This is a genomic window from Entomomonas sp. E7T21 (assembly GCF_058693955.1).
The window spans coordinates 973,399-995,249 of the sequence record NZ_CP191672.1 but is presented as its reverse complement, the minus strand read 5'-3'; the positions used below and the strand labels follow the sequence as shown (position 1 = coordinate 995,249).

Annotated in this window: 15 protein-coding genes and 1 pseudogene; 8 read left to right on the top strand and 8 right to left on the bottom strand. The window is 34.7% G+C overall.

The window, feature by feature from the left end; all coding sequences use genetic code 11:
• Nucleotides 1–33: 33 nt before the first annotated feature.
• Nucleotides 34–1,254, bottom strand: a complete 1,221-nt coding sequence (locus tag ACQVD9_RS04750; RefSeq protein ID WP_264747710.1) for an RtcB family protein — start codon at nt 1,252–1,254, stop codon at nt 34–36.
• A 696-nt stretch (nt 1,255–1,950) separates the two neighbouring features.
• On the opposite strand from ACQVD9_RS04750, the gene ACQVD9_RS04745 reads away from it, so the two are divergent.
• The 5 genes and pseudogenes from ACQVD9_RS04745 to ACQVD9_RS04725 form a co-directional block, all read left to right on the top strand.
• Nucleotides 1,951–2,130 (top strand): hypothetical protein, encoded by a 180-nt coding sequence (locus ACQVD9_RS04745; protein WP_264747709.1) that lies wholly within the window; start codon nt 1,951–1,953, stop codon nt 2,128–2,130.
• Between the two features lie 416 nt (nt 2,131–2,546).
• Nucleotides 2,547–3,746, top strand: a complete 1,200-nt coding sequence (locus ACQVD9_RS04740; RefSeq protein WP_264747708.1) for a tyrosine-type recombinase/integrase — start codon at nt 2,547–2,549, stop codon at nt 3,744–3,746.
• 678 nt (nt 3,747–4,424) lie between these two features.
• Nucleotides 4,425–4,700 (top strand): hypothetical protein, encoded by a 276-nt coding sequence (locus ACQVD9_RS04735; protein ID WP_264747707.1) that lies wholly within the window; start codon nt 4,425–4,427, stop codon nt 4,698–4,700.
• A gap of 192 nt (nt 4,701–4,892) precedes the next feature.
• On the top strand, nt 4,893–5,123 hold the full coding sequence (locus tag ACQVD9_RS04730) for a hypothetical protein (protein WP_264747706.1): 231 nt from the start codon (nt 4,893–4,895) through the stop codon (nt 5,121–5,123).
• 101 nt (nt 5,124–5,224) lie between these two features.
• Nucleotides 5,225–5,320: pseudogene (locus ACQVD9_RS04725) on the top strand (ATP-binding protein); the annotation flags it as partial.
• Nucleotides 5,321–5,393: 73 nt separating this feature from the next.
• On the opposite strand, the gene ACQVD9_RS04720 reads toward ACQVD9_RS04725, so the two are convergent.
• The 7 genes from ACQVD9_RS04720 to ACQVD9_RS04690 form a co-directional block, all read right to left on the bottom strand.
• Complete coding sequence (locus ACQVD9_RS04720; RefSeq protein ID WP_264747705.1) at nt 5,394–6,497, bottom strand: hypothetical protein; 1,104 nt, start codon at nt 6,495–6,497, stop codon at nt 5,394–5,396.
• A gap of 70 nt (nt 6,498–6,567) precedes the next feature.
• Nucleotides 6,568–7,050: a hypothetical protein gene (locus ACQVD9_RS04715; RefSeq protein ID WP_264747704.1), complete on the bottom strand. Its 483-nt coding sequence runs from the start codon at nt 7,048–7,050 to the stop codon at nt 6,568–6,570.
• 79 nt (nt 7,051–7,129) lie between these two features.
• Nucleotides 7,130–10,786, bottom strand: a complete 3,657-nt coding sequence (locus ACQVD9_RS04710; RefSeq protein ID WP_264747703.1) for a toxin VasX — start codon at nt 10,784–10,786, stop codon at nt 7,130–7,132.
• Nucleotides 10,783–11,676, bottom strand: a complete 894-nt coding sequence (locus ACQVD9_RS04705; protein WP_264747702.1) for a DUF4123 domain-containing protein — start codon at nt 11,674–11,676, stop codon at nt 10,783–10,785. The genes ACQVD9_RS04710 and ACQVD9_RS04705 overlap by 4 nt, the downstream gene beginning before the upstream one ends.
• Nucleotides 11,677–11,689: 13 nt before the next feature.
• A complete protein-coding gene (gene tssI / locus ACQVD9_RS04700) occupies nt 11,690–14,107 on the bottom strand; it encodes a type VI secretion system tip protein TssI/VgrG (protein ID WP_492089223.1) in 2,418 nt (805 codons plus the stop codon).
• 224 nt (nt 14,108–14,331) lie between these two features.
• Nucleotides 14,332–14,799 carry a YfjT/YkfB family phage-associated protein gene (locus ACQVD9_RS04695; protein WP_264747700.1) on the bottom strand — a complete coding sequence of 156 codons (468 nt, stop codon included), beginning with the start codon at nt 14,797–14,799 and terminating at the stop codon, nt 14,332–14,334.
• A 67-nt stretch (nt 14,800–14,866) separates the two neighbouring features.
• Nucleotides 14,867–15,193 (bottom strand): hypothetical protein, encoded by a 327-nt coding sequence (locus ACQVD9_RS04690; RefSeq protein ID WP_264747699.1) that lies wholly within the window; start codon nt 15,191–15,193, stop codon nt 14,867–14,869.
• Between the two features lie 211 nt (nt 15,194–15,404).
• On the opposite strand from ACQVD9_RS04690, the gene ACQVD9_RS04685 reads away from it, so the two are divergent.
• From ACQVD9_RS04685 to eruA, 3 genes are all read left to right on the top strand, one after another.
• Entirely contained in the window at nt 15,405–15,830 is a 426-nt protein-coding gene (locus ACQVD9_RS04685; protein WP_264747698.1) for a helix-turn-helix domain-containing protein, read from the top strand.
• Nucleotides 15,831–15,969: 139 nt separating this feature from the next.
• Complete coding sequence (locus tag ACQVD9_RS04680) at nt 15,970–17,799, top strand: DEAD/DEAH box helicase (RefSeq protein ID WP_264747697.1); 1,830 nt, start codon at nt 15,970–15,972, stop codon at nt 17,797–17,799.
• Nucleotides 17,792–21,844: an NACHT domain-containing antiphage protein EruA gene (gene eruA, locus ACQVD9_RS04675; RefSeq protein WP_264747696.1), complete on the top strand. Its 4,053-nt coding sequence runs from the start codon at nt 17,792–17,794 to the stop codon at nt 21,842–21,844. The genes ACQVD9_RS04680 and eruA overlap by 8 nt, the downstream gene beginning before the upstream one ends.
• The last annotated feature ends 7 nt before the right edge of the window (nt 21,845–21,851 follow it).

The following is a 21,851-nucleotide window of genomic DNA, read 5'->3' as shown; positions in this document are numbered from 1 at the left end:
GAAAGCCTCTAAAATTTAGAGGCTTTCTTTTAATTACCCTTTAACACAAACCACTTGTTTTAAAGTATGTAATACTTCTACTAATTCACTTTGAGCTTCCATCACAGCATCAATATCCTTATAAGCCATAGGAATTTCATCAATCACATCTTCATCTTTTCGGCATTCCACATGAGCAGTTGCCTTGATTTGATCAGCGACTGTAAACATTTTCTTAGCCTTAGTTCGACTCATAGTACGTCCTGCTCCATGACTACAAGAACAAAACGCCTCCTCATTGCCTAAACCTCGAACAATATAACTTTTTGCTCCCATAGACCCTGGAATAATTCCTAATTGCCCCTTATGAGCAGATACTGCACCTTTACGAGTAACTAATACTTCTTGCCCGAAATGCTGCTCTTTTTGCACATAGTTATGATGACAATTCACTGCCTCTAAATGTGTCTCAAATGGTTTAGTAATTACTGTTCTAACTGCTTTAATCACATTTAGCATCATTAACTCACGATTTAATCGTGCAAAATCTTGAGCCCAGCTTACTGCCTCAACATAATCATCATAATGTTTAGTCCCTTCTTTTAAATAAGCCAAATCTCTATTTGGCAAATTAGCAATATGCTCTCTCATATCATCTTGAGCTAACTCAATAAATAACCGACCAATAGCATTCCCTACACCACGCGAACCACTATGCAACATAAACCATACATGATCAGCTTCATCTAAACATACTTCAATAAAGTGATTACCTGTTCCTAAAGTACCTAAATGTAGACGATTATTAGTATCTGCTAATTTAGGATATTTATCTGTAATCACCTTAAATCGATCAGCTAAAATCTGCCATGTGTTATCTACTTCAGTAGTTGCCTTAGACCAAGCACCCCTATCATTACGTCCAGTTGTTCTTCCATGTGGTACAGCTTTTTCAATGGCAGTTCTAATTGCCAATAAACTATCTGGTAAATCACTCGCCATTAATGAAGTACACGCTGCAATCATTCCACAACCTATATCAACACCCACTGCTGCTGGAATAATAGCGCCAACTGTAGGAATAACACTACCAATCGTAGAACCTTTTCCTAAATGCACATCTGGCATAACCGCAAGATGTTTAAAAATAAAAGGCATTTTGGCAGTATCCATTAGTTGTTGACGCGCATCATCTTCCACAGGCACACCCTGTGTCCACATCTTAATAGGCTTACCATTGGCAACTTCTAATAAATTATATGTTTTCTTTTCCATTTTTATTTCCTATTAAACAATACGTTGCAAACTACTTAATACCTGCCAAGGTTATAGAGTGCTGTGACTTGGGGCGATGAAATATTTACTTTGCTTGCTCTACCTGTTGAGCTACTCCCCCATTGATAGAAGAGATGGGATTCGAACCCACAACCTAGCAGTTATCTATGTAATTCCATTAGCATTCGCCAAATTTATTTAACTTACATATTATGTATTGCAGAAGTTGTGCCAACCCTTAAAATAAAAAATAACTTATTAAAAAACATAATGAAAACAAAAAATAGAATTAGAATATTTATCATCATATCCTTAAAAACATATAATATTTTATAATTTAATATATATTTTTATAACCACTTATTACTCATTTAGATTATTTCTTGTTTTTCTATTAATAGCTTTAATATCATTTTATAAATATTCTTGTTTAAGCAAAAAGAATCAAAAAGTTATATTCAATAAAATAAATCCTAATTAATAATTACCCAAACCCTATTTCAGAAATGATTGGATTCAACTGCACACCTTATATTTATAAAAATTAGTTCTATGAAATAGAAACCTAACTCACAAAACACCTTTTCCATTTAATAGCAAGGATTAATCATGAAAAAATATTATTTTATTATCGCAACTTTATTACTTTGTAACTTCTTAGCAAACTGTGCTCTTTATTATAGATAAGGAGATATTATGCTTAAAATATCAATACTTTTTAGCCTGCTAATTTTAGCAGGCTGCATTACAGTTTATGAATGTGAAGGAAAACATAAGGAAACTTACAATAATATTTCACCTACAACACAGCACTCTGAAACAATAAACTCAGGTGATAAGCCACCATCTAATCACTCTGAACCTACTAATTCCTAACGAGTGACCTACCCAAAATTTATCAAATCACTTCGTTAGAAAGTTATTTACCCCACAAAATAGATATAGCAAAAATAGTTTGTATTAAGGAATAGCCAGGAAGCTGTACCCATAGAATATGAATAATGCAATAACAGTAATAAAGATAGGAAACAACTGTACTTTCATGGATAAATAACAGGCAATAAAAAACCCTTGTACATATAATGATACAAGGGTTTTTATACTTAAATGGCGGAAGCGCAGTCCGTCATTTTATATTCCAATATATTCCTGTTTAATTTAATTTATTTCCTACAACCTATTATATAGTAATATATTATATATTTTAACTATTTAATATAGTTTGATTTGGTATAATTAAAATCATTATTTAATGGCCCTCTAAATGGCCCTCCTTTTATGGATGTATTTGTATGGCAATTTTAACTGATCTTAAAGCTAAAAGGATTAGCCCTGATGACAATCCTTTACCTCATGGTGGTGTTACTGGTTTAAGCTTGTGGCCTGCCAAAACAAAAGGACGTGGCAAGTGGATTTTACGTTATGTCAGCCCTGTCACTGGTAAGAGAAGGAAAGCAGGTTTAGGTCCTTATCCTGATGTAAGTATCGCTGAGGTGGCTGTTAAAGCCAGTGAATTTAGGGTTAGGTTAGCTAATGGTGAAGATCCTTTAGAGGATAAACAGCAGGTTGCTAAAAGAGTTGATAAGGTTGTTCCTTCTTTTGAAGAGGCTGCTTTTAAGCTTTACGAGAATTTATTACCTAGTTGGAAGAATAAGAAGCATGGTCAACAGTGGATTAATACATTAAAGCAGTATGCTTTTCCTGTTATAGGGAATAAGTTAGTAGATGTAATTGAGGTTGAGGATATTGAGCTTGTTTTAAAACCTATTTGGTTATCTAAACATGAGACCGCTTCTCGTTTGAAACAACGTATACATGCTGTTATGGCTTGGGCTATTGCTTATAAATTTGCTAAGTATAATCCTGTGGATAGTGTACAGTATTTATTACCTAATATGGGAAGTAGAAAGGCTATGATTAAGCATCAGCCTTCTATGCCTTGGCGCGATATTCCTGAGTTTTTAGTAAAATTAAAGAATGAAAATATTATTATTTCTCATTTGATGTTGGAGTTTCTTATTTTAACAGCTTGCCGTTCAGGTGAGGTCAGAGGAATGAAATGGCAGGAAGTCAATTTTAAAGATAAAGTATGGACAATTCCTGCTAATCGAATGAAGGCAGGTATTGAGCATAGAGTTCCACTATCAACGAGAACCGTTGAGATTTTAAATAGATTAAAAGGATTAGATGAGGTATTAGTTTTTCCTTCAGTAAAAAAGAAAACCATTATGAGTGATATGGCACTGACTCAGTTATTGAGGAGAATGGAAGCTCAAAGTGATACCACAGGTCGGTTAGCTACTGCCCACGGTTTTAGATCAAGCTTTAGGAATTGGTGTAGTGAAAATGGTTATGCTAGGGATTTAGCAGAGCGAGCATTAGCTCATACTATTCAAAATCAAGTGGAAGCAGCTTATCATCGAACTGATTTATTAGAACAGCGTAAACCTATGATGGAAGCTTGGGCTGAGATCTGTCTAGGCAAGCTCTAAGGTAAGAAGACATTATCTAAAGTATGAATATAAAGAAGAAAAGCAAGAAGCTTGGGCTAAATTAGATAAAAAATTAGAGGAGATTTTATCAAAATAAAACCCAAAGTGAACCATATAGTACTTTGATATGACCGTATAAGTAATGTTATAACATTCTGTTAATTATTACGATTAATGGGGAGATGATGCTCTTTGTATTAATACTAATGTAAAAGTACACCAGCAAATATAAATATAATAATGCTAAAACAAAAATACATCCCTTTTTAATTAATAATTGTTAACTTGAATAGGTAGGTCTAAAATATCTTAATAAAACTATTATAAATATGTTATTACATCAATGTATAAATCACACATGCTAGCTTTAGGGTATATTTCAAATATAGACATGTATCTTTAAAGCTAGGTCATATAGGCGAGAGATTTCTATTATTATCATGACAAAAAAAACAGCCAGATTATTATATTATTATTCCTCAATCACTTTGGAATGAGGCTAATACTATCGTTGAGTATTTAACAGTTTATCCTTTTTTACAACCAACCCATTGTAAACATTGTAATAGTAGTCATATTACGTTGAGTAATATATCAAGACACAACAAAAATGGTTTAACACTTTATTATTGTAAATCATGTAAAAGAAGTTTTACTCAAATAACGGGGACTCTCTTTATGCGGATGCAGTATTTAGAGTTATGGGGTGATTTTGCTAAATTGCGCTTGGCAGGTAAATCTACTAATGAGATTAGTGAAATAACAGGGTTATCTATCAAAGCAAGTACAGGCAGAGCAAGAATTTTAGACAAACTTATTGCCGAGCAATTTCCTGCACTATATCAATGGTGGAAACCCCATCAAGATTATATTGATCGTAGACTCTCTCCACAGGTAGAAAACGAATATCAGTATTTTACTAATTGGTTAAAACAGCTTATTGAGCAATCATAAGCGACTTGTCCTTATTGTGGTAATTTTCCTATCAATCGAGTAAAAACAGGTTCAGCAGATAAGGAAGGAATACGCCACAGGCATCGCCCTTCATTTTATTGTGGTCGTTGTAAACAATTTTTTAGTTTGTTAGATCACTCTCCCATTAAAAAATTGTTCCATATAGAAAAATGGCTACCCTTTATAGAAGGAATGATACAGGGCAAAAGTAATATACAACTAGCCAAACAAGTACAAATAAGTTTTTCCAGTGCACATACTTGGAAAAAGAAATTTATAGAGCAAATGCAACTACTAGAACTGTATGAATTAGTTTATTGGTTAACATGGCAGTGTAGTCGAGGACGTGCTTATACCAATAAATTAATTAAACAACAGCATAAAAAAAATAACAAGAAAGTACCTCCATTAAATAGTAGGTAAGTAGCGATTAACTCACTTGTACTAACTCATATCAGATGTAGAGCAAGTTAATATTATTACTAAACTTAGTCTTCTCTGAATGAGCTACTTTATTTGCTGATGAAAAAAAGACAGCAGCTTTATTAGATAGGCTAGTTCATCATTGTGACATCATTGAAATAGGTAATGACTCCTATCTATTTAAAAATCATTCTTAAAGAATTATAAAATAGATAAATAACTACTCGTTAAGTGGTGCATTTTTGCTTTAGCCACTGGTGTATTTTTAAATTAGCATTGACAACTAAAATAATCTTTTAAATTATTAATATTATTTTTACCATAAGTAGCTAGTAAAATATTACTTTGTTCAATAAGTTCTAAACTTGGTTTTTCCCATTGCTCTTTAGCAATAGGTTGTGACCACGTTAGCATAGCCTTTGGGCGTTTAACAAAGTTTTTTCTATTTAACCATTCGGCTAGATGACAAGGAAAGGTCCAGCCGCTTAATATATGACCAACGATCCAAAAAAAATAACCTACTTTACTGTCACTGTATTTATTCTGATTTTTTATAACATAAAAATATTCAAGGCTTCCTTCTTGGCATTGCTGGGCTAATTTATAGTAATAGTCAAAGGTCGGTTGTGGATTAGCTTTTATTTTTTTTAGTGCTTCTGGTTCTAATAGATCAGGGGTTCCTGTTTGTTTTTTTAAAGTTTCCAGACCATACTCCATAAATACTCTTATTGCTTCCCAATCTGCGATGGCAAGTCCTTCAACACCATACCCCATACTATAGGTAGCCTGACGACCTGTGTTAATATCAGGAATTTGGAAAGTTAAAGTAACATGCTGAGTAGCAGAATATTGACTCATTAATAAGGCTGTTTCTAGCTGAACACTAATACTTTCCCAAGGAGCAATAAAAACTTCTTTTCCCACTACCGCACAAACTTCTCTTCGTTCTCGATTAAAACGTAAAGGAATTTGTTTTGCTGCTTTAAAATAGCCACTAATAGTAATAAAACTAAAAAATAAAAATGAGCCACCTAAGCTATAGGCATATAGCTGTAGCATCACAGGCCCTACATAAATAAAAAAAGCATAAAAAAAAGGATAAGAGTCCGTTGCAGCAACGACTATATGCATTGCAAAAAGTGCAAAAAACAACATCATAAACCATGAAATTTGTGCCCTCACGCCAAATTCAAACCCCCAATAATTACCTTTACCATAGTCCATATAGGTTGCTGTAGCTTGTTTTAGGTCTGCAATTTGCACTATAGGTGGATAACCTGTAGGTATTGGTAAAGGAGCTAAAGCTAAATATCTAGTGGTTAGACCTTTGCTCTGAATACCTGCCGTTGGGTATGGGGTGTTAACTCCTGTCATTAGAGGTGACCTGTTGGATAAATAGTGATTAATATATTATTTTTTAAAATAAAAATAATGTTTAAGCTTGTCAGTATTTATTGTAACATTGCCCAAACTCCTCCAGAGACATGACCGCTTTATTCGTATCATTTAAATCATAAAGCACATGCACTTGAGAAGAACTTTCTGCTAGTTCTTCTGTATTTATCGCCCACATACCTAAGTCTTCTCTAAGGCGTAAAAATCTATTATCACTATCAATTCTAGCAATCAGTTTATCAGCACTTTCTTTACCTATAATAGTCATATAAAAAGCACATAATCTATTTCTTTTATCAAAATCATATCTTACGCTTTCTATTTGTAAATTACGGGTATCTATTCCCATTACACTTTGAGGTAGTTCTTTGCTTAAATAAGAGCTATATTCTGTATTAAAATCAGCATTTTGAAGCGGCATAATTTTACTAATACGACTATAGGTATCATTTGGTAGCACATCCAATTCTACTTTTTTAGTACAACCGATTATTAAAAAAATAGTTAATAAAAGCGTTAATATCTTTTGCATTAATCAATTACCTTATAGGTAGGTTTATATCAATATCACTAAAATAATTTTTAAATCTAAAGTGTATTAGTTTTTGTCATTATAGGTGCCCTGTTGGATAAATAATGGTTGGTATATTATTCCTTATTCTCATTTCATTTCCTGCTATTTGTTCTACTTTTTTGCTAGTATCCATATCCCATTTTCGTAATGGTACTTTATACCCAAGCCCATATTGTTCCCCGCCCAGTGTTTGATTAGCCATATCTGGTTGATAAAACAGTCTTAAATGCAAAGTATTTTCTTGAGCTGAAGACCATTCATTTTGTGGTAGCCAAGGTAGCTTCCATTCTAACACTACCACACTCTCACCAATTAGCTTAGTAGTTTGTTTTAAATTTTCGCCAATCGTTATATCCACATCTGGGTTATCAAGCATATTATACAACCATTGTGCTTGCCATTTTATTGGTTTACTTACTAGGGTATTTTGCATTTGACCAGGGAATATAGTTTGTAAAACTCGATAGTTTTTACCCTCAACCTCTTTTACCCCTTGATCAATAATAATTGGTTTAAGCAGCGCCTCCGCCAATATTTGATTATGTTGCTCTTGATTCCAACCCCGATTCTTTTTCCCCCAATAACTTTTCTCAAACCAATCCTGTACTTCGGAAAGGTCATAATAATTATAAATCCCCTCACCTATCAGCTGTACCGCTGTTAATAATAACCCTACAGGCGTTACTCGACCTATCATGGTAGCATATCTGGCGCCACGCACTGCCCATACTGCACGGACTGCAATTTGTCCAGCACGAAGCTCTCGCGCTATTGCTAAGCCAGTTACAGTTGTTTGATAAAGTCCATAGGTACTAACAGCGGCATTACCCACATTAGCAAAGAGTGACATTGCCGCCCCTGTGGCTTTACCTGTATCACCACTCATTATCCCTTCATACCATTTATTAAAGGTGGTAAATAAGGTGATATAGTTAGCAAAACCACCAAAAAACTGCCCAGCCCCACCTAATAATATATTTAATCTACCTAATCTACCCAATAACTGAGCACCTGCTAGATTATTACCCATCGCATTAACACGTTGCAGTACTCTATTTAATAATAATGAGTGAGCAGCCTCCCAGACTGATGCCACTGCCCCCAGTGTTCCTGTAATACTACCTGCCATATCAGCAAGATTAACTAATGTTACTCCATTAACTGCTTTGTCTCGATTAAACTGAGTCCAAGCATTACTTAAGTTAAAAATACTAAATGCCAATAGTATCGTAGGTAAAGCAACACTTCTTAGCGATTCACCTACTGCTGGAAAACCCTCTCCATAGCCTCGCCAGAAGCGTGATCGTAAAGCTCTTTGCTCATAGTCAAGCGCTGCTTGTTGTTCTGCTGAAATGGTAAACCGTAAGCTTGCATGGGCTTCGCCTGCATTTAATGGACTAATATATTGCATTAAATGCTGTTCGCGACTTCCTATCTGTGTATGTAAGGTACTATTTTCATTTTGTAACCGAGTAATCTCTCTGGTTAATCTTCTATTAGCTGCTTGACGCTCTCGTAGCGTGCGTAGTTGTCTTGACTCTGCAGAGTTAGGATCTTGAAGGCGGTTTCGTTCTGCTATTTTACTATTAAGGGTAGTGGTATTAGTTTGAATTTGTCCAAGCCATCTATTAATATCATTAAGTGCTTTACTTGCATTAGCATTAGCTTGTGGTAGATCACTTATATAAACATGTCCTACTCTTCTTATTTCTAACAAAAAGCTGGCACGTGCACTAAGCCCCATACTATTAACCATATGTTCATAGTGTGCTAAAGCAGTGTTGAAACGTGTTTGTCCAGCTTCATTTAATAATGGTCTTGTTGTTTCTGTGATAAAGTTTGCTAAATTCTGGTTAACTGCAGCACTTAAATTAAGGCTATGTATTCTTTGCAGTTCTGCTAGATCACCTGAGGCATGATATAACTGTCGCCAATAATTATTGCCCATTCTTTGTTCAAGTTGCTGAAGCGGTGTGGCTTCGTTATTAATGGTTGATTGAATAAGATTATTCGTATCATTAAGCCACTTGGTAACCTCAGGAATTGTTTTTGTAAAATAATCTACCGTAAAGTTAGTTTGAAAGGCAGGAAATACATAGTATGGATTTTTATCTAAAAACTCTGCCAGTGTATTAATACTTCTATCATTACGTTGGATATCTTGTAATACAGCTTTTTCTAATAACAGCACTGCCTTATGTTGCTCTTCATCATTATTATCATAATACCAAGTTGTCATATGATATCGATTAGTATATAAGGAGCAACGAGCATTGGTAACGATTTCTAAGCGATTCTGCCAACCATTATATTTTTCACGATTGATGGCTAAGTAGCTTTTCATTGTTTCTAAATTAACTAACTGGTTTACACCCCTACCAAACCAAAACTTACCATCATAATGTAACTCTTGATTTTTTCGAAGCTCATTAATCTCATCCTTATGTGCCTCATATTCCTCTTTACCAAGAATATCTATCATTGCTTGTTTCTTTTCTTCAAGCGTGACATAGCCTGGATATTCCATAACTGTCCGCTCTAGTTCAGCAGAACTAGCATATGCAGCCCTTTTTTCATCAATGATTTTTGTAATTTCCTGATCTACTTTGATGCTTTCATTGACATAATCATAAATCGCTTGTTGTTTTTCTGGTGGTAATGATGATATCCAAGACCCTGCCCCTTTTTGGGCTGCATTATTTGGAGTTATTGTTAAGGTGGAATCAATATAGTTGCCTACATTGTATTTTAAGCTATTATTATCTTTTTCTGCCCAATCCCCTAACCATTTAGCTACCAGTTGTTGCTCATTTTCTAAATCTAACATCATGCCAATATAATCATATACAGCCACAAAAAGATAATTACCTTTTTGCTCATATTGCTGTTTTACTTGGCTAGTCAATTTACCAATAGAGGCTTTAGCAAAAGGCGTTACCGTCCAACTATAAGCTGTACACTCTGTTTCAAACTCTGTTGGATGTTCTGGTGGTTGATACTCTTCTGCTACTTCTGCTATTGATTCTTCTGCTTGTTCACGTGTCAGTAGGTGTTTTCCTACATGCTCACAACTCACATTAGCTAAATCCACCTCTTGCATGAACATTTTTCGTTCTGCTCTTTTACTCATTTGCACGCATTTAGCAGTAGTCCATTGTACTTGTGAGTAACTTATATATATTTTGCGATCTTTTTTAAAGATAATTCGTAGTTCTTTACTATCCTCTTGCTCTATTTTGTCATAGCTATCACGAGTAATTGGATAAATGGCTGGCCCTATGCCTTTGTAGGTACGTTGTACTACAACACCATCTTTTAAAACATACTCACGAATACGGTTATCCTTATCATCTATTATATATAACCAACCATCACGAATAAATCTATAGCCTACGGGATGAGGTCCCCCATACACTGTAACAGTTGGAAGTTGGGTTATTGCATCATCACCTTCTTGTGTAGAATCATTAGCTTGTTGTTGATTTTGTGACGTTTTATTTTCACCTGCTTGATCCATAACAGGTTGATCATAGTGCTCATGGTTACCTGCTAAGTTCTCAACATAAGCATAACGAATAGGCAATAATTGAATATAGTCATCATTTAATGGACATACTGCTGGCGCTGTTTTATCTGCTGCATTTGCTGCACCTGCTGCTTCATTTGGATCTGGTTTTGATGTATCTATTGTCATACTGCTATTCCTTTATCTTCAGATAGCTGCTTCGCTAACTGTGCGGCGTCTTTTAATGACTCTATATTTTTTGCTTTAACTAAACTAGCTAATTGTGCATTCTCTTGAAGTGCATTTACTCCCAGATAGCCATGAATATTTAAATAGTAAAGTTGCTCTTTAACACTTGTATAACCGAATTGTTCTGCTTGACTTATTATGAGGTCAATTTCTTTTTTATAATCACTTCCATAACCAGTAAGAAACTCTGGAAAATAAGTTTGCATATGGGCATAGATTTGTTGGTTAGCCCGTTTAATATCTACTTGGTCAAGTGCTTTGGCCTGCTTTTCTGTTAACTTATATGGAATACTTAAAGGGATTAATTGTTGGTTTGGTCTTTGTAAGTAATTTATCTGTTTATCTATTACATTAGCGGCAAGCATATTTGTAAAAGGACCAAACAAGGTTGTATCTTGTTCCTCTATTGAAGTGCTTAATAGTGCTGCCATAACTTGTGGATCAGCAATTTTTAGTAGCATTTGCTGTTCGGTTAAAGCATCCTCTACAACAAGTAAACTTTTTAAGTATTGAACTTGCTCTTCCCAAGTTGATTGGCTAGCTAAAAAATACCCCCATTCATTGTTTATATTTTCTAAAAACTTTTCTATCGGATAGCTCGTTGAACTATCAAGTTTTATTAAACAAGGTGAAACTTCTTTTAGCTCTTGAAAACGGGTTTGTATATATAAAACAGAAAACTGTTTAATGGCGTTATTCGCATGTATTAAACGTAAAATATTAGGAACATTAATACCATCTAATAACAAAGTTATTTGGTGAGTATGCCAAGGTAGTTTTTGGATTGCCTGGCGATAGTTTTCAGTTAAGTCTTGAGGAGTATTTTGCATTTTTCAATTACTCCTAAGCTTGTTTTTTTGCAGCTTCACAAATTAGGCAACGCGATTTCTTTTGCATTAATGCTGCTAATTGTGTTTTTGGTGAAACTGTAGCTTCAACAGCTTTTTCATTTGCCATTGGCAATAATGGAGCAGATGGAGTTCCCTCCATAGGTACACCACCTGTCCACACTGGCATGGTCATCCAGATTCCTGTTGGATTTAATACAATATGCTGTCCACCTGCTTTTAAGGTTAAACTTAAACCACCATCTATTACTATATTCATTCCTGCTTTAAGGTGAACTTCTTGGCCTGCTTGGATGGTTTGTACTGTACCTACTGTGGTATGTTGGGTCATACCTACTGTAGTGTGGTCGTTTTGTAGTATTTGAGTCTTACGATCTAGTTGAGTGAGATGGTGTTCTTCACTTTGTTGGTGTTGATAACGGTTTTTTACAATAGTTTCTGAGTGTTCATTTTGAACTTGAAGATGGCTGTTGTTGAGCACTTGTACGGTATGGTTATTTTTTGTGAGGGCGTCGAAGTCTTTTTGTGCTTGCACAAAGATTTGTTCTTGGCCTGCTTTATCTTCTATGCGTAGTTCGTTTGAACCTACACCACCTTTTGAGCTGGAGGTTTTGAAGACGCTTCGGGTTTTGTTGGCTGGTAAGTCGTAAGGAACTTTGTTAACTCCATTATGAATTGCTCCTTTGATCATTGGTTGATCAGGGTCTCCCTCTAAGAAGTCGACCATAACCTCCATACCCACTCTAGGTATAACTACAGTGCCATAGCCATCATGCGCCCAGTTAGAGGCTACCCTTACCCAATAGGAGCTATTCTCGTCATAGCTACCTTCTCTGTCCCAATGTAGCTGAATTTTTACTCTGCCATATTCATCACAGTAAATCTCCTCTCCAGCAGGGCCAGTGACAACAGCTGTTTGGGAACCAAGTACTTTGGGTTTTGGATGTCTTAGAGCTGGGCGGTAGGATACTTCTTGGGGTATAGCATTGAATACGTTGAAGTAACCTTGTTGTTGGTTATCTATTGGAAATTCTAGCTGAGTATCTATGTCTAGGTATTTATGCAGTTGGCTTGGCAGGGTGTTTTGTGCACTATTTGTTCCACCAAATGCTTCTAATACTTGGGGTTGATAGGCTTTGTGTTTGATTTGGGTAATCAGCCAAGGTTTTTCTGCATCCATGCTATCTAGACTAGGATGTCCATCTATGGTGATGTAGTAGCCTGAGTGAAAGTCTGATCGATCACTATACCCCTCAGCTGTTAAGTGGTCTGCTCTAAGACGTTCTATTTGGACTTTGGCTAGTTGATCATTTCTGGCTTTGTCCATACCTGAGCTTGGGTAGTCATAGTACTCTAAGTTTGGTTCAGTTGCCTCATTACCCTTTTGACTTTGTTTACCTTCACTACTACCTTCAGGAATTTTGGCTGTTTTGAAGTTGTAGTCACGCCATGCGGCTGTTTGGGTTCTGGAGGCAAGGGAGACGTCGAAGTATTTTAAAGCTTGAGTATCTGCTACCATGCCTGTGTCGTTCATAAATTTAACAGCTTCTGCTATGCTTGGGAAGAATGGCATGGCATCGGTAAAGATCATTTTGTGAGCGTTAGCTGAGTGAGTGAATGAATAGGCAATGCCTTCTTCTTCACAGAGACGGCTTACAAAAGAATAATCACTTTCGTCATACTGCACACAGAAGTCTCTTACTGGATAGGTTTCTTTGAGTTTATATTCAAATCCTGATTCAGCGCCTTCCATTATGCCGTGTTCTTCTAAGATAATTTTAATAATATCTGGCGTGGTCTGCTGTACAAATTTTCTTTGATTGGTGCGACGCATCAAGTTAGTGAAACGTGGGGTAATCACAATAGAGAACTGAGCATAATGCTGACCTACAGGTCCACGCTTGACGGATTGTACAATTCCATGAATTCCAGAGCCTGAACGTCCATCTGGAGTAAAAGCTAGAAAAACAGGCTTACTCAGTAAAGTCGTTACGTCAAAACGAACGAATTCATTGACAAGTACCAGCTCAAACGCATAAGGACTAGAGATACCTTCTACACCAGAGAAGGATAATATCTGGAGACGATCTACTGCGCTTTTAGGTTTTTCATTATCATTAATGCTATTGTTTAGGCTGTTTAAGGAGGTTTTTAATTCGTTGGCTTGTTTTAAAGCAGTAAACGGATCAAGGCTTGTTAAACCACCTGACAAAGAAGATAGTTTGTCACCTATACCTGATAAAGCATCACTAAAACCACTTGCACCAGAATCACTGGTTAAATCTATAGGTAAAGTTGAATTTGCATTATTTGTCTTAGTTGTTATTTGATCAATAGGTTTGTTACTATTTTGATCTTGCTCTAATCCATCTACATACAATGTAAAATGGGTGGTATTACTACTAAAAAACATACCTTAAACTCCTTTTACTCCTTGGTACAGCTAATAACCATTGAATAAATACTCTATCATCTATTAACTCATTATTAAGCCATCTATTATGCCATTAAACTTTAGTCTAAAACAGTAAATATTATTATAATCTTTACTACCTTAACTGATTGTTAATTAAGGCTATTTAGTATGAGTATTTATCGCTATATAATCAATAAATACTCATACTAAAAAGGTTTCTATTATTCTGATCTATTAACTAATGAACTACAATCCATGTCTTTTAAGACTTTCTTAACATTGTTAGCCTTGGGGCTAAATGTCGTTATTTTCTTATTATCTACATAAACATCAAATTGAGTGGCTGTACTAATCGCCCCTACAAAACTATCCCATGCATTAGAGCCTGACCTCGTCTCAGTTTCACTGGGGATAGGATAGCTTTCATCCGCAATTACAAATTCTAGTTCACTTTTTTCATTCTCGTATTGCTTATTACTGGCCAAATATATGGCTACTGAGTTGTCATAATCGTCACCTGCTCCTATATTGCAGGTAATAATTATAGAATCACCTTTATCATTAACAATTCCATATTCAATAAAGCCTTGTGCAAAGCTAGATCCCCATAAATTAGGAGCAGCCATAGCATGATGGGTAAATAATACAGAACAGCATAATAAGCTGAATATAGTGAGTAATTTTTTCATGGAAATTTCCTTACTAAAAATAAATAATTAATAGATAAGTTAGAAATATCAAAAAACTATTTGAATACTATGATTTTTTATATACTACAGTAACACTATCCATCACTGGATTATAAGTAACAAGATTATGTAGCCCTATCCCAATAGCAGAAAATAATCCTACTGCCTGAGTAACTCCTGTCGGGATAACAGCACTACTCAATGCTGCTGACCTATACTCAGTATAAACTCTACACCTTAACCCTTGAGACTCAATAGCTTCTTCTATACGACCAACAACAGTTGAGATACTAGTAACCTGTACTACTCTAAAAGATTTTCTATCATCAATAAGTTGAATTAAATCTTGCTTGGTTAATTGATCAGAGGAATATTCTTCAAGATCTATACTCATTTATATGCTCCTTAAATAAAACTAGATGGTTAACTTCATAAAATACTTTTATAGATAAATAACACTTGGAAATGAATCTATATTTAGTTCGCTATTTATTTCACCACATAAAAAGTAAATATTCAACTATATAGGTTGAATATAGTCATATTACGATGTTCAAAATAATACATGAATACCCGATGATTCAACATGAATGGAGGGTATTAAATTGGCTAAACAAACGAAACAAGCGCAAGCAGTAAAATCGGCTAAAAAATCTACAGTAAAAAAACCTAAAAGCGCAGAGAAACAAAAACCTCAACTGCACCATATGATAGGTAAAGCCATTGCTAAATACCGTAAAGCAGCTGATTTATCACAAGAACAATTAGCAGAAAAGCTTGGTTTGGGTAATGAAGCCGTTTCGAGAATAGAACGTGGTATTGTTATTCCTACCGTGGAACGCCTCATTGAAATGGCAGAGGTATTTGATTGTCCTGTGTCAGAATTACTCACAGAAACCAGTAATAGACCTACTGATGAGGCTATATACCTTCAATCTCTGTTATCTTCTATTGCTGTAGAGGATAAGCAAATGTTGATTGATATGGTAGAGAAGTTAGTTGTTAGACTAAAGTCTAATAAGATTGATTAACAATCCATTATAAAGTGAATAGCTTGTAATATATAACCTTATAAGTTATATACAATTAATATAAGCCTGCTGTTTTAAGTACAGCGTTATCTGTGTTGTTATGTAAGTATACTCTTCAGTTCTTCAAGGAAGAAAAGCCATGGCTACTTTAATTCCTACCCTTAATAGTTGTTTACCTCGTATGACATCAGGGGAAAAACGCTTTGCTCGGCTATTAGAAGCAAAATTAGAAGAAGATTATTTATGTTGGTACGATGTACCTGTTGGTAATAAAGCACTCCATCCTGACTATATTATTTTCCATCCTAACCGTGGCTTATTAATCTTAGAAGTTAAGGATTGGAAAGTTGATACGCTAATAGGCTTAGATAAAGAACAAGCCACACTACTTACTGATCGAGGTGAGATCAAAGAAAAAAATCCCCTAGAACAAGCCCGTAGCTATATATTGGCTATTCTCAAACTCTTAGAAAGAGATCCGCAATTAGTGTTTGCAGGAGGGCCTCGCCAAGGTAAATTGATGTTTCCTTATGCCTTTGGTGTAGTGCTAACTAATATTACCCGTAAACAATTTAATGAGGGGCAATTAGCTGAAGCTATTCCAGAACATCTTGTAATCTGTAGAGATGAAATGGTAGAAAGCGTTGATGCTGAAGTTTTTCAACAACGTCTTTGGGAAATGTTCCACTATAAAATGCGTGGTATGATCAGCCTACCACAAATAGATCGTATTCGTTGGCATATCTTCCCTGAAATACGCGTACCAGAACAAAGGGATCTCTTTGCTGAGGATGCTAATAACCCCATAGCAGAACTGCCTGATATCCTAAAGATTATGGATATTCAACAGGAACAACTGGCACGTAGTTTAGGAGAAGGACACCGTATTATTCATGGGGTAGCAGGATCAGGTAAAACCATGATACTGGGTTATCGAGCACAATATCTCGCTTCCCTTGTTAAAAGACCCATACTGATTCTTTGTTTTAATCGTAAATTAGCTGAAACTCTAGAACAAAACATGATCAACAAAGGACTTAATGAAAAAGTCCAGACCATGAACTTCCATCAATGGTGCAATCGTCAGCTAACGGCTTATGGTATTCCCTTACCTAATAAAAATGATAAGACTCCTGAAGGTACAAAACAATTTCATGCTGAGTGTGTACAGCGAGTAATAGAAAATGTCGATAGAAAACTCATACCCAGTGGTCAATATGATGCCATATTGATAGATGAAGGCCATGACTTTAAGGATGAATGGTTCAAACTCATTGTACAAATGATAAATCCAGAAAGTAATGCCTTACTAGTACTCTATGATGATGCCCAATCTATCTACCAAAAGAAAAAGAAAATTGTCTTCTCCCAACTAGGTATTCAAGCTAGGGGGCGCACCACTGTTTTAAAACTAAATTACCGTAATACTGTAGAAATACTCACTGTAGCCAAAACCTTTGCTGAAGAATTACTACATGCAGAGGAAAGAGACGAAGACCAGCCACCTGTAATAGAACCAGTAGGAGCAGGTACTCATGGACCAATGCCGCTATTAATAAAACTGCCCAAATTCTACCAAGAATGTGAACGCATAGCTGATATCCTGATAGAACATAACCAAGCAGGAATGCCTTGGCAAGACATGGGCATTATCTATCGCTGGAACTATATGGCAGAACAAATCACTAAAAGCTGCCAAAAACGGGGCATTCCCATTAAAGAAAAGAAAGATCAACCAGGTATTAACCTAATGACCATGCATGCCAGTAAAGGCTTAGAATTCCCACTAGTATGCATACCAGCAGTAGGAACACCCGCTAAATACGAAGAAACAAAGGAAGAGGAAGCCAGAATACTTTATGTAGCTATGACTAGAGCTACTAAGTATTTAGTGATGACGCATGGGGATAATTCTTATTTTGCTGAGAAGCTGGAAAAAGCGCTAGAGGTAAGTAGTAGCTATGCCTGATTTTTATATTCAAAGAATATTAAGAAAAAAAGATAATGAATCTATACCTCAATCTCAAGTATTTACTCAAGAAACTCCTTATAAGTTTATTATAATATTAGCTGAACCTGGAGCAGGTAAAACAACTCTTCTTTCTAGTCTTGCAAATCAATATAACACTAACCGATATAGAGCTAATGTTTTTAAAAATAAGGCTACTGTAGATAAACAAGAAGTATTGATAATAGATGGTTTTGATGAAGTATCTAAATTGGATGGTCAATCTGCAATAGATACCCTATTGGTAAAGATAGATAAACAATCTCCTAATATTGTTATTCTATCTAGTAGAGGGAGTGAGTGGGAAAATGAACGTAATCAGGGTTTAATCTGTGATTATTTAGAGATTAAACCTGAACAAATAGAAACTTTTTACTTAACCCCTTTAGATCAACAGGAACAACAACTTTTTTTTAATCATCATTGTAATAATGCGGATTTTAAAGATTTTAGTGATCAGTTAGCAAAATTGGATTTACACGGGCTAACGAATAATCCTCAATTTTTAAAGCTATTTATATCTGCTTATAGAGAAACTAAAACATTTGGTTCAAAAGCTGAAGTTTTTGCAAACGCTGTAAAAGATCTTGCAAAAGAGCATAATCCAGAAGTACCTAAAAAGAATAGATGTACAACGGATCAGTTAATAACATTTACAGAAGAAGTATTTGCTAAATTGTTACTTGCAGGTATATCGGGGGTCTCTTTATCTGAACAAGAGCAATCAGAGGAATTCCCCCATTTAAATTCTCTTAGCCCAATAATATCTAAATCTGACCTAAAACAAATTTTAGATACAGGTCTGTTTAAACAAGCAGATAACTTTAATTGTTACGAACCAGTACACAGAATAGTTGCTGAGTATTGTGCTGCTAATTACTTAATCAGAAGAATTAAAGAGCCAAAAGATCAAATAACATTAAGACGTTGTTTCTCTATTATAGCGCCTAATAATGTAGTAAGAACGGAGTTAAGAGGATTATTGGGCTGGATAGCTTGTTTAGGGGATGAATTAATACAAGTAGAAGCTATTAATCTGGATGTCTATGCAGTTATCGCAAATGGTGATCCCTCTCGTTTACTTCCCACAAGTAAACATAAATTAATATTAGCTCTTGAAAAATTACAAGAAGAAAACCCCTATTTTAGAGCAAGTGATAGCTATCGTAGCTTTAATGCTAAGGGCTTTATTACACCTGATATAGTACCTCAAATAAAGAAGCTTCTTTTAAGTGAAGCTATAGGCTTTCATTTAAAATCTCTGCTATTAGATCTTATAAAGACCTTGGATACACCAAACCTTTTTCAAGAAGAGCTTATAGTGTTATTACTGGATAATAAACAATATCCTCGAATCAGAAATGATGCAATAAGGAGCCTATTAACTCTACAAAATAACTGGGATTATCTATCTGTATTTCAAGCACTATTCAAACGTCAGCAAGATGATGATTTAGAGTATGCAGCAGATATTGTAGAGAAGCTTGGCGTTATTTCAGTGGGTAAAGATAAGGTCTTAGCGCTTTTAAAAGAGTTAACAAACTTATATCCAACAAGTGATGAGGCTAAACTAAATGAACGAGTTATTGGCAAAAGGTACTTTATAAAGTCTTTAGCTCAGTCTTTTAATTTAACAGATACAGAATATTTTCTTGATAATCTAACAAAAGATATACATTGTACCTGTAATGCTGAAAACGAATACAAATGCACCTGTAAAAATGGTACTAGTAAAGTTATAAGTCGTTTATTAGATAGGTATTTTGAACTAGCAGACAATAACTACAATATTGAAAAACTAGCATTGTGGTTGAAAGATTTAAGATACGCTACAAAAGGATACTCTATTGACACAGACCCTTGTGTTAATACTCTTTTAAATAATTTTGAATTAAGACATGCCATTTATATTCAACTAATAGAAACAGAGTATTTTAAGGATATATATGAAGAGAGGTATGAACGTTTACATGCGGGATTAATCTTTACTTTGGATGATTATCAGCAATTAATTATTTATGCTTTTGATACCAATAAGACCAGTCTTTGGGAGTTATTATTTCAATCTCATAATCGTTATTGGTATAAAAGTAATAAAGATGACATGATAATTTTAAGACGAATTCTACGCTCTCATGCTAATCAAAAAGATGATCTGATGAAAATATGGGCTAAAGATATAGCTTATAGAAAAACTCTTAAAAAAGGTAAAAGTAACTCTCATGCTAAATGGCGTCGCAAAGATCGCTCATATGAAAGAGAAGAACAAGAAAGATTTGATCATAATAATAGCTATTTACTGGATAATGAAGCCTTAATTAAAAGAGGTCAACATTGGTGGTGGCTAGAGTTTTTTAGTATTAAATATTTATTTGATAGAAAAAAAATTCTTAAATATAAAGATTTAAATTTTATAGAAGATACTTTAGGTAATGGTCTAGCATTACTCGATCCAGAATTACCCTCTTTAGAGGAAATGGCCCAAAAAACTGTGAAAGGAGCTCTTCCTTATACTGTGATAATGCTATATGCAATATGTTTTGTTATTTTTAAAAAAACAGGAACATTAGAGAATTTACCAGAGAAACATCTAAAATTACTAAGGGCAAACGCTAATACACATTTTCAAGAGGTTACTGAAACAGACAGAATTGAATTTGCAAATGAAATTGATCGAACTCTTTTTAAATCTGAAAAAGATCTTGAGGATTTTATTAGTCACTATATAACACCTCAATTTGGTAATAACAATAATCATCATGTTTCTTTACATTGGCTTCTAGATAAAGAAAATTGGAGTCCAGTTAATATAAAATTTTGTTTATACTGGCTTGAAAACTATCCTTATATGGGTATTAATAACTTAAAAGAGCTTTTTAATTATTGTATTAAACACAATCAACTTAAGAAGTTAATCCCTCTAATAGAAAAACAAGCAAATAATTGTCTTGTAATAGATAAAGGTTTTTATGGGCCACCAACTGATAACCAATTACAAGTAAGGCAATTTTGGTTAGAAACTGCTTTTTTCTTAACAGAAGATAAAGAAAATAAAGTTTGGGATGAGTTAAAACAGGAACCTAATATAATATGGATTTTTTTTGACATTGTTTCGCCCTGGAGCAGTGACAAAAAAGATTGGCCTAATCTCTCAGCAGAAAAAATTTATAAAGTACTTGATTACTTTATAGAACGTTGTCCACCTACTGAAGAGCAGTATGCTTGGTCAACAGATAGCACGAAAGAAGAAAAAGCTTATAGTACTCTTGTAGGATTGGTTAAATACATAGAAAAAGATGGTAACAACAGTATGGTCGTATTTGATAAGTTATTGTCTGATCCACGGTTTAATAACTTATCTGAACCTATCCGTCACCACCGATACGAAGCTAATAAGAGAATAACCTTACAAAACTTTACTCCACCGAAGATAATAGAAATAGTCAACTTTTTTGATCATAATAAAATTGGATCTATAGAGGATTTACGAACTTATGTTATTGAAAAACTAGAAGATTATCAGAAAGAGCTTAAAGGTTTAGAAACAAATCCCGTTGATGTCTTTTATCAAAATGGAAAGCATGTAGATGAAAATACAGCTCGGAATAGAGTGGTTGACTGGCTTAAACCACGTTTAGCACCTTTAGATATTCATATTGATTTAGAAAAATCTATGTCTCAACAAAATAGATGTGATATTACTGTTGCTTTTTCTTTGAGTGGTCAAACTTATTTATTAGTGATCGAGGCAAAAGGCCAGTGGCATCCTGAACTTTATACAGCTGCATCTGAGCAACTTCATAAACGTTATTCTATACACCCCAATGCTGCTGATCAAGGTATCTACCTAGTATTTTGGTTTGGTTCAAACGAAAAAGTGGCAGATCGAAAAAATCGTAATATTAATAATGCTCAAGAACTTAAGTTTTCCATTGAAAGTCTTATGCCATCAGAACTAAAAGACAAAATTGACGTATTTGTCTTAGATGTATCGAAGTCTGATTAGCTAGAAA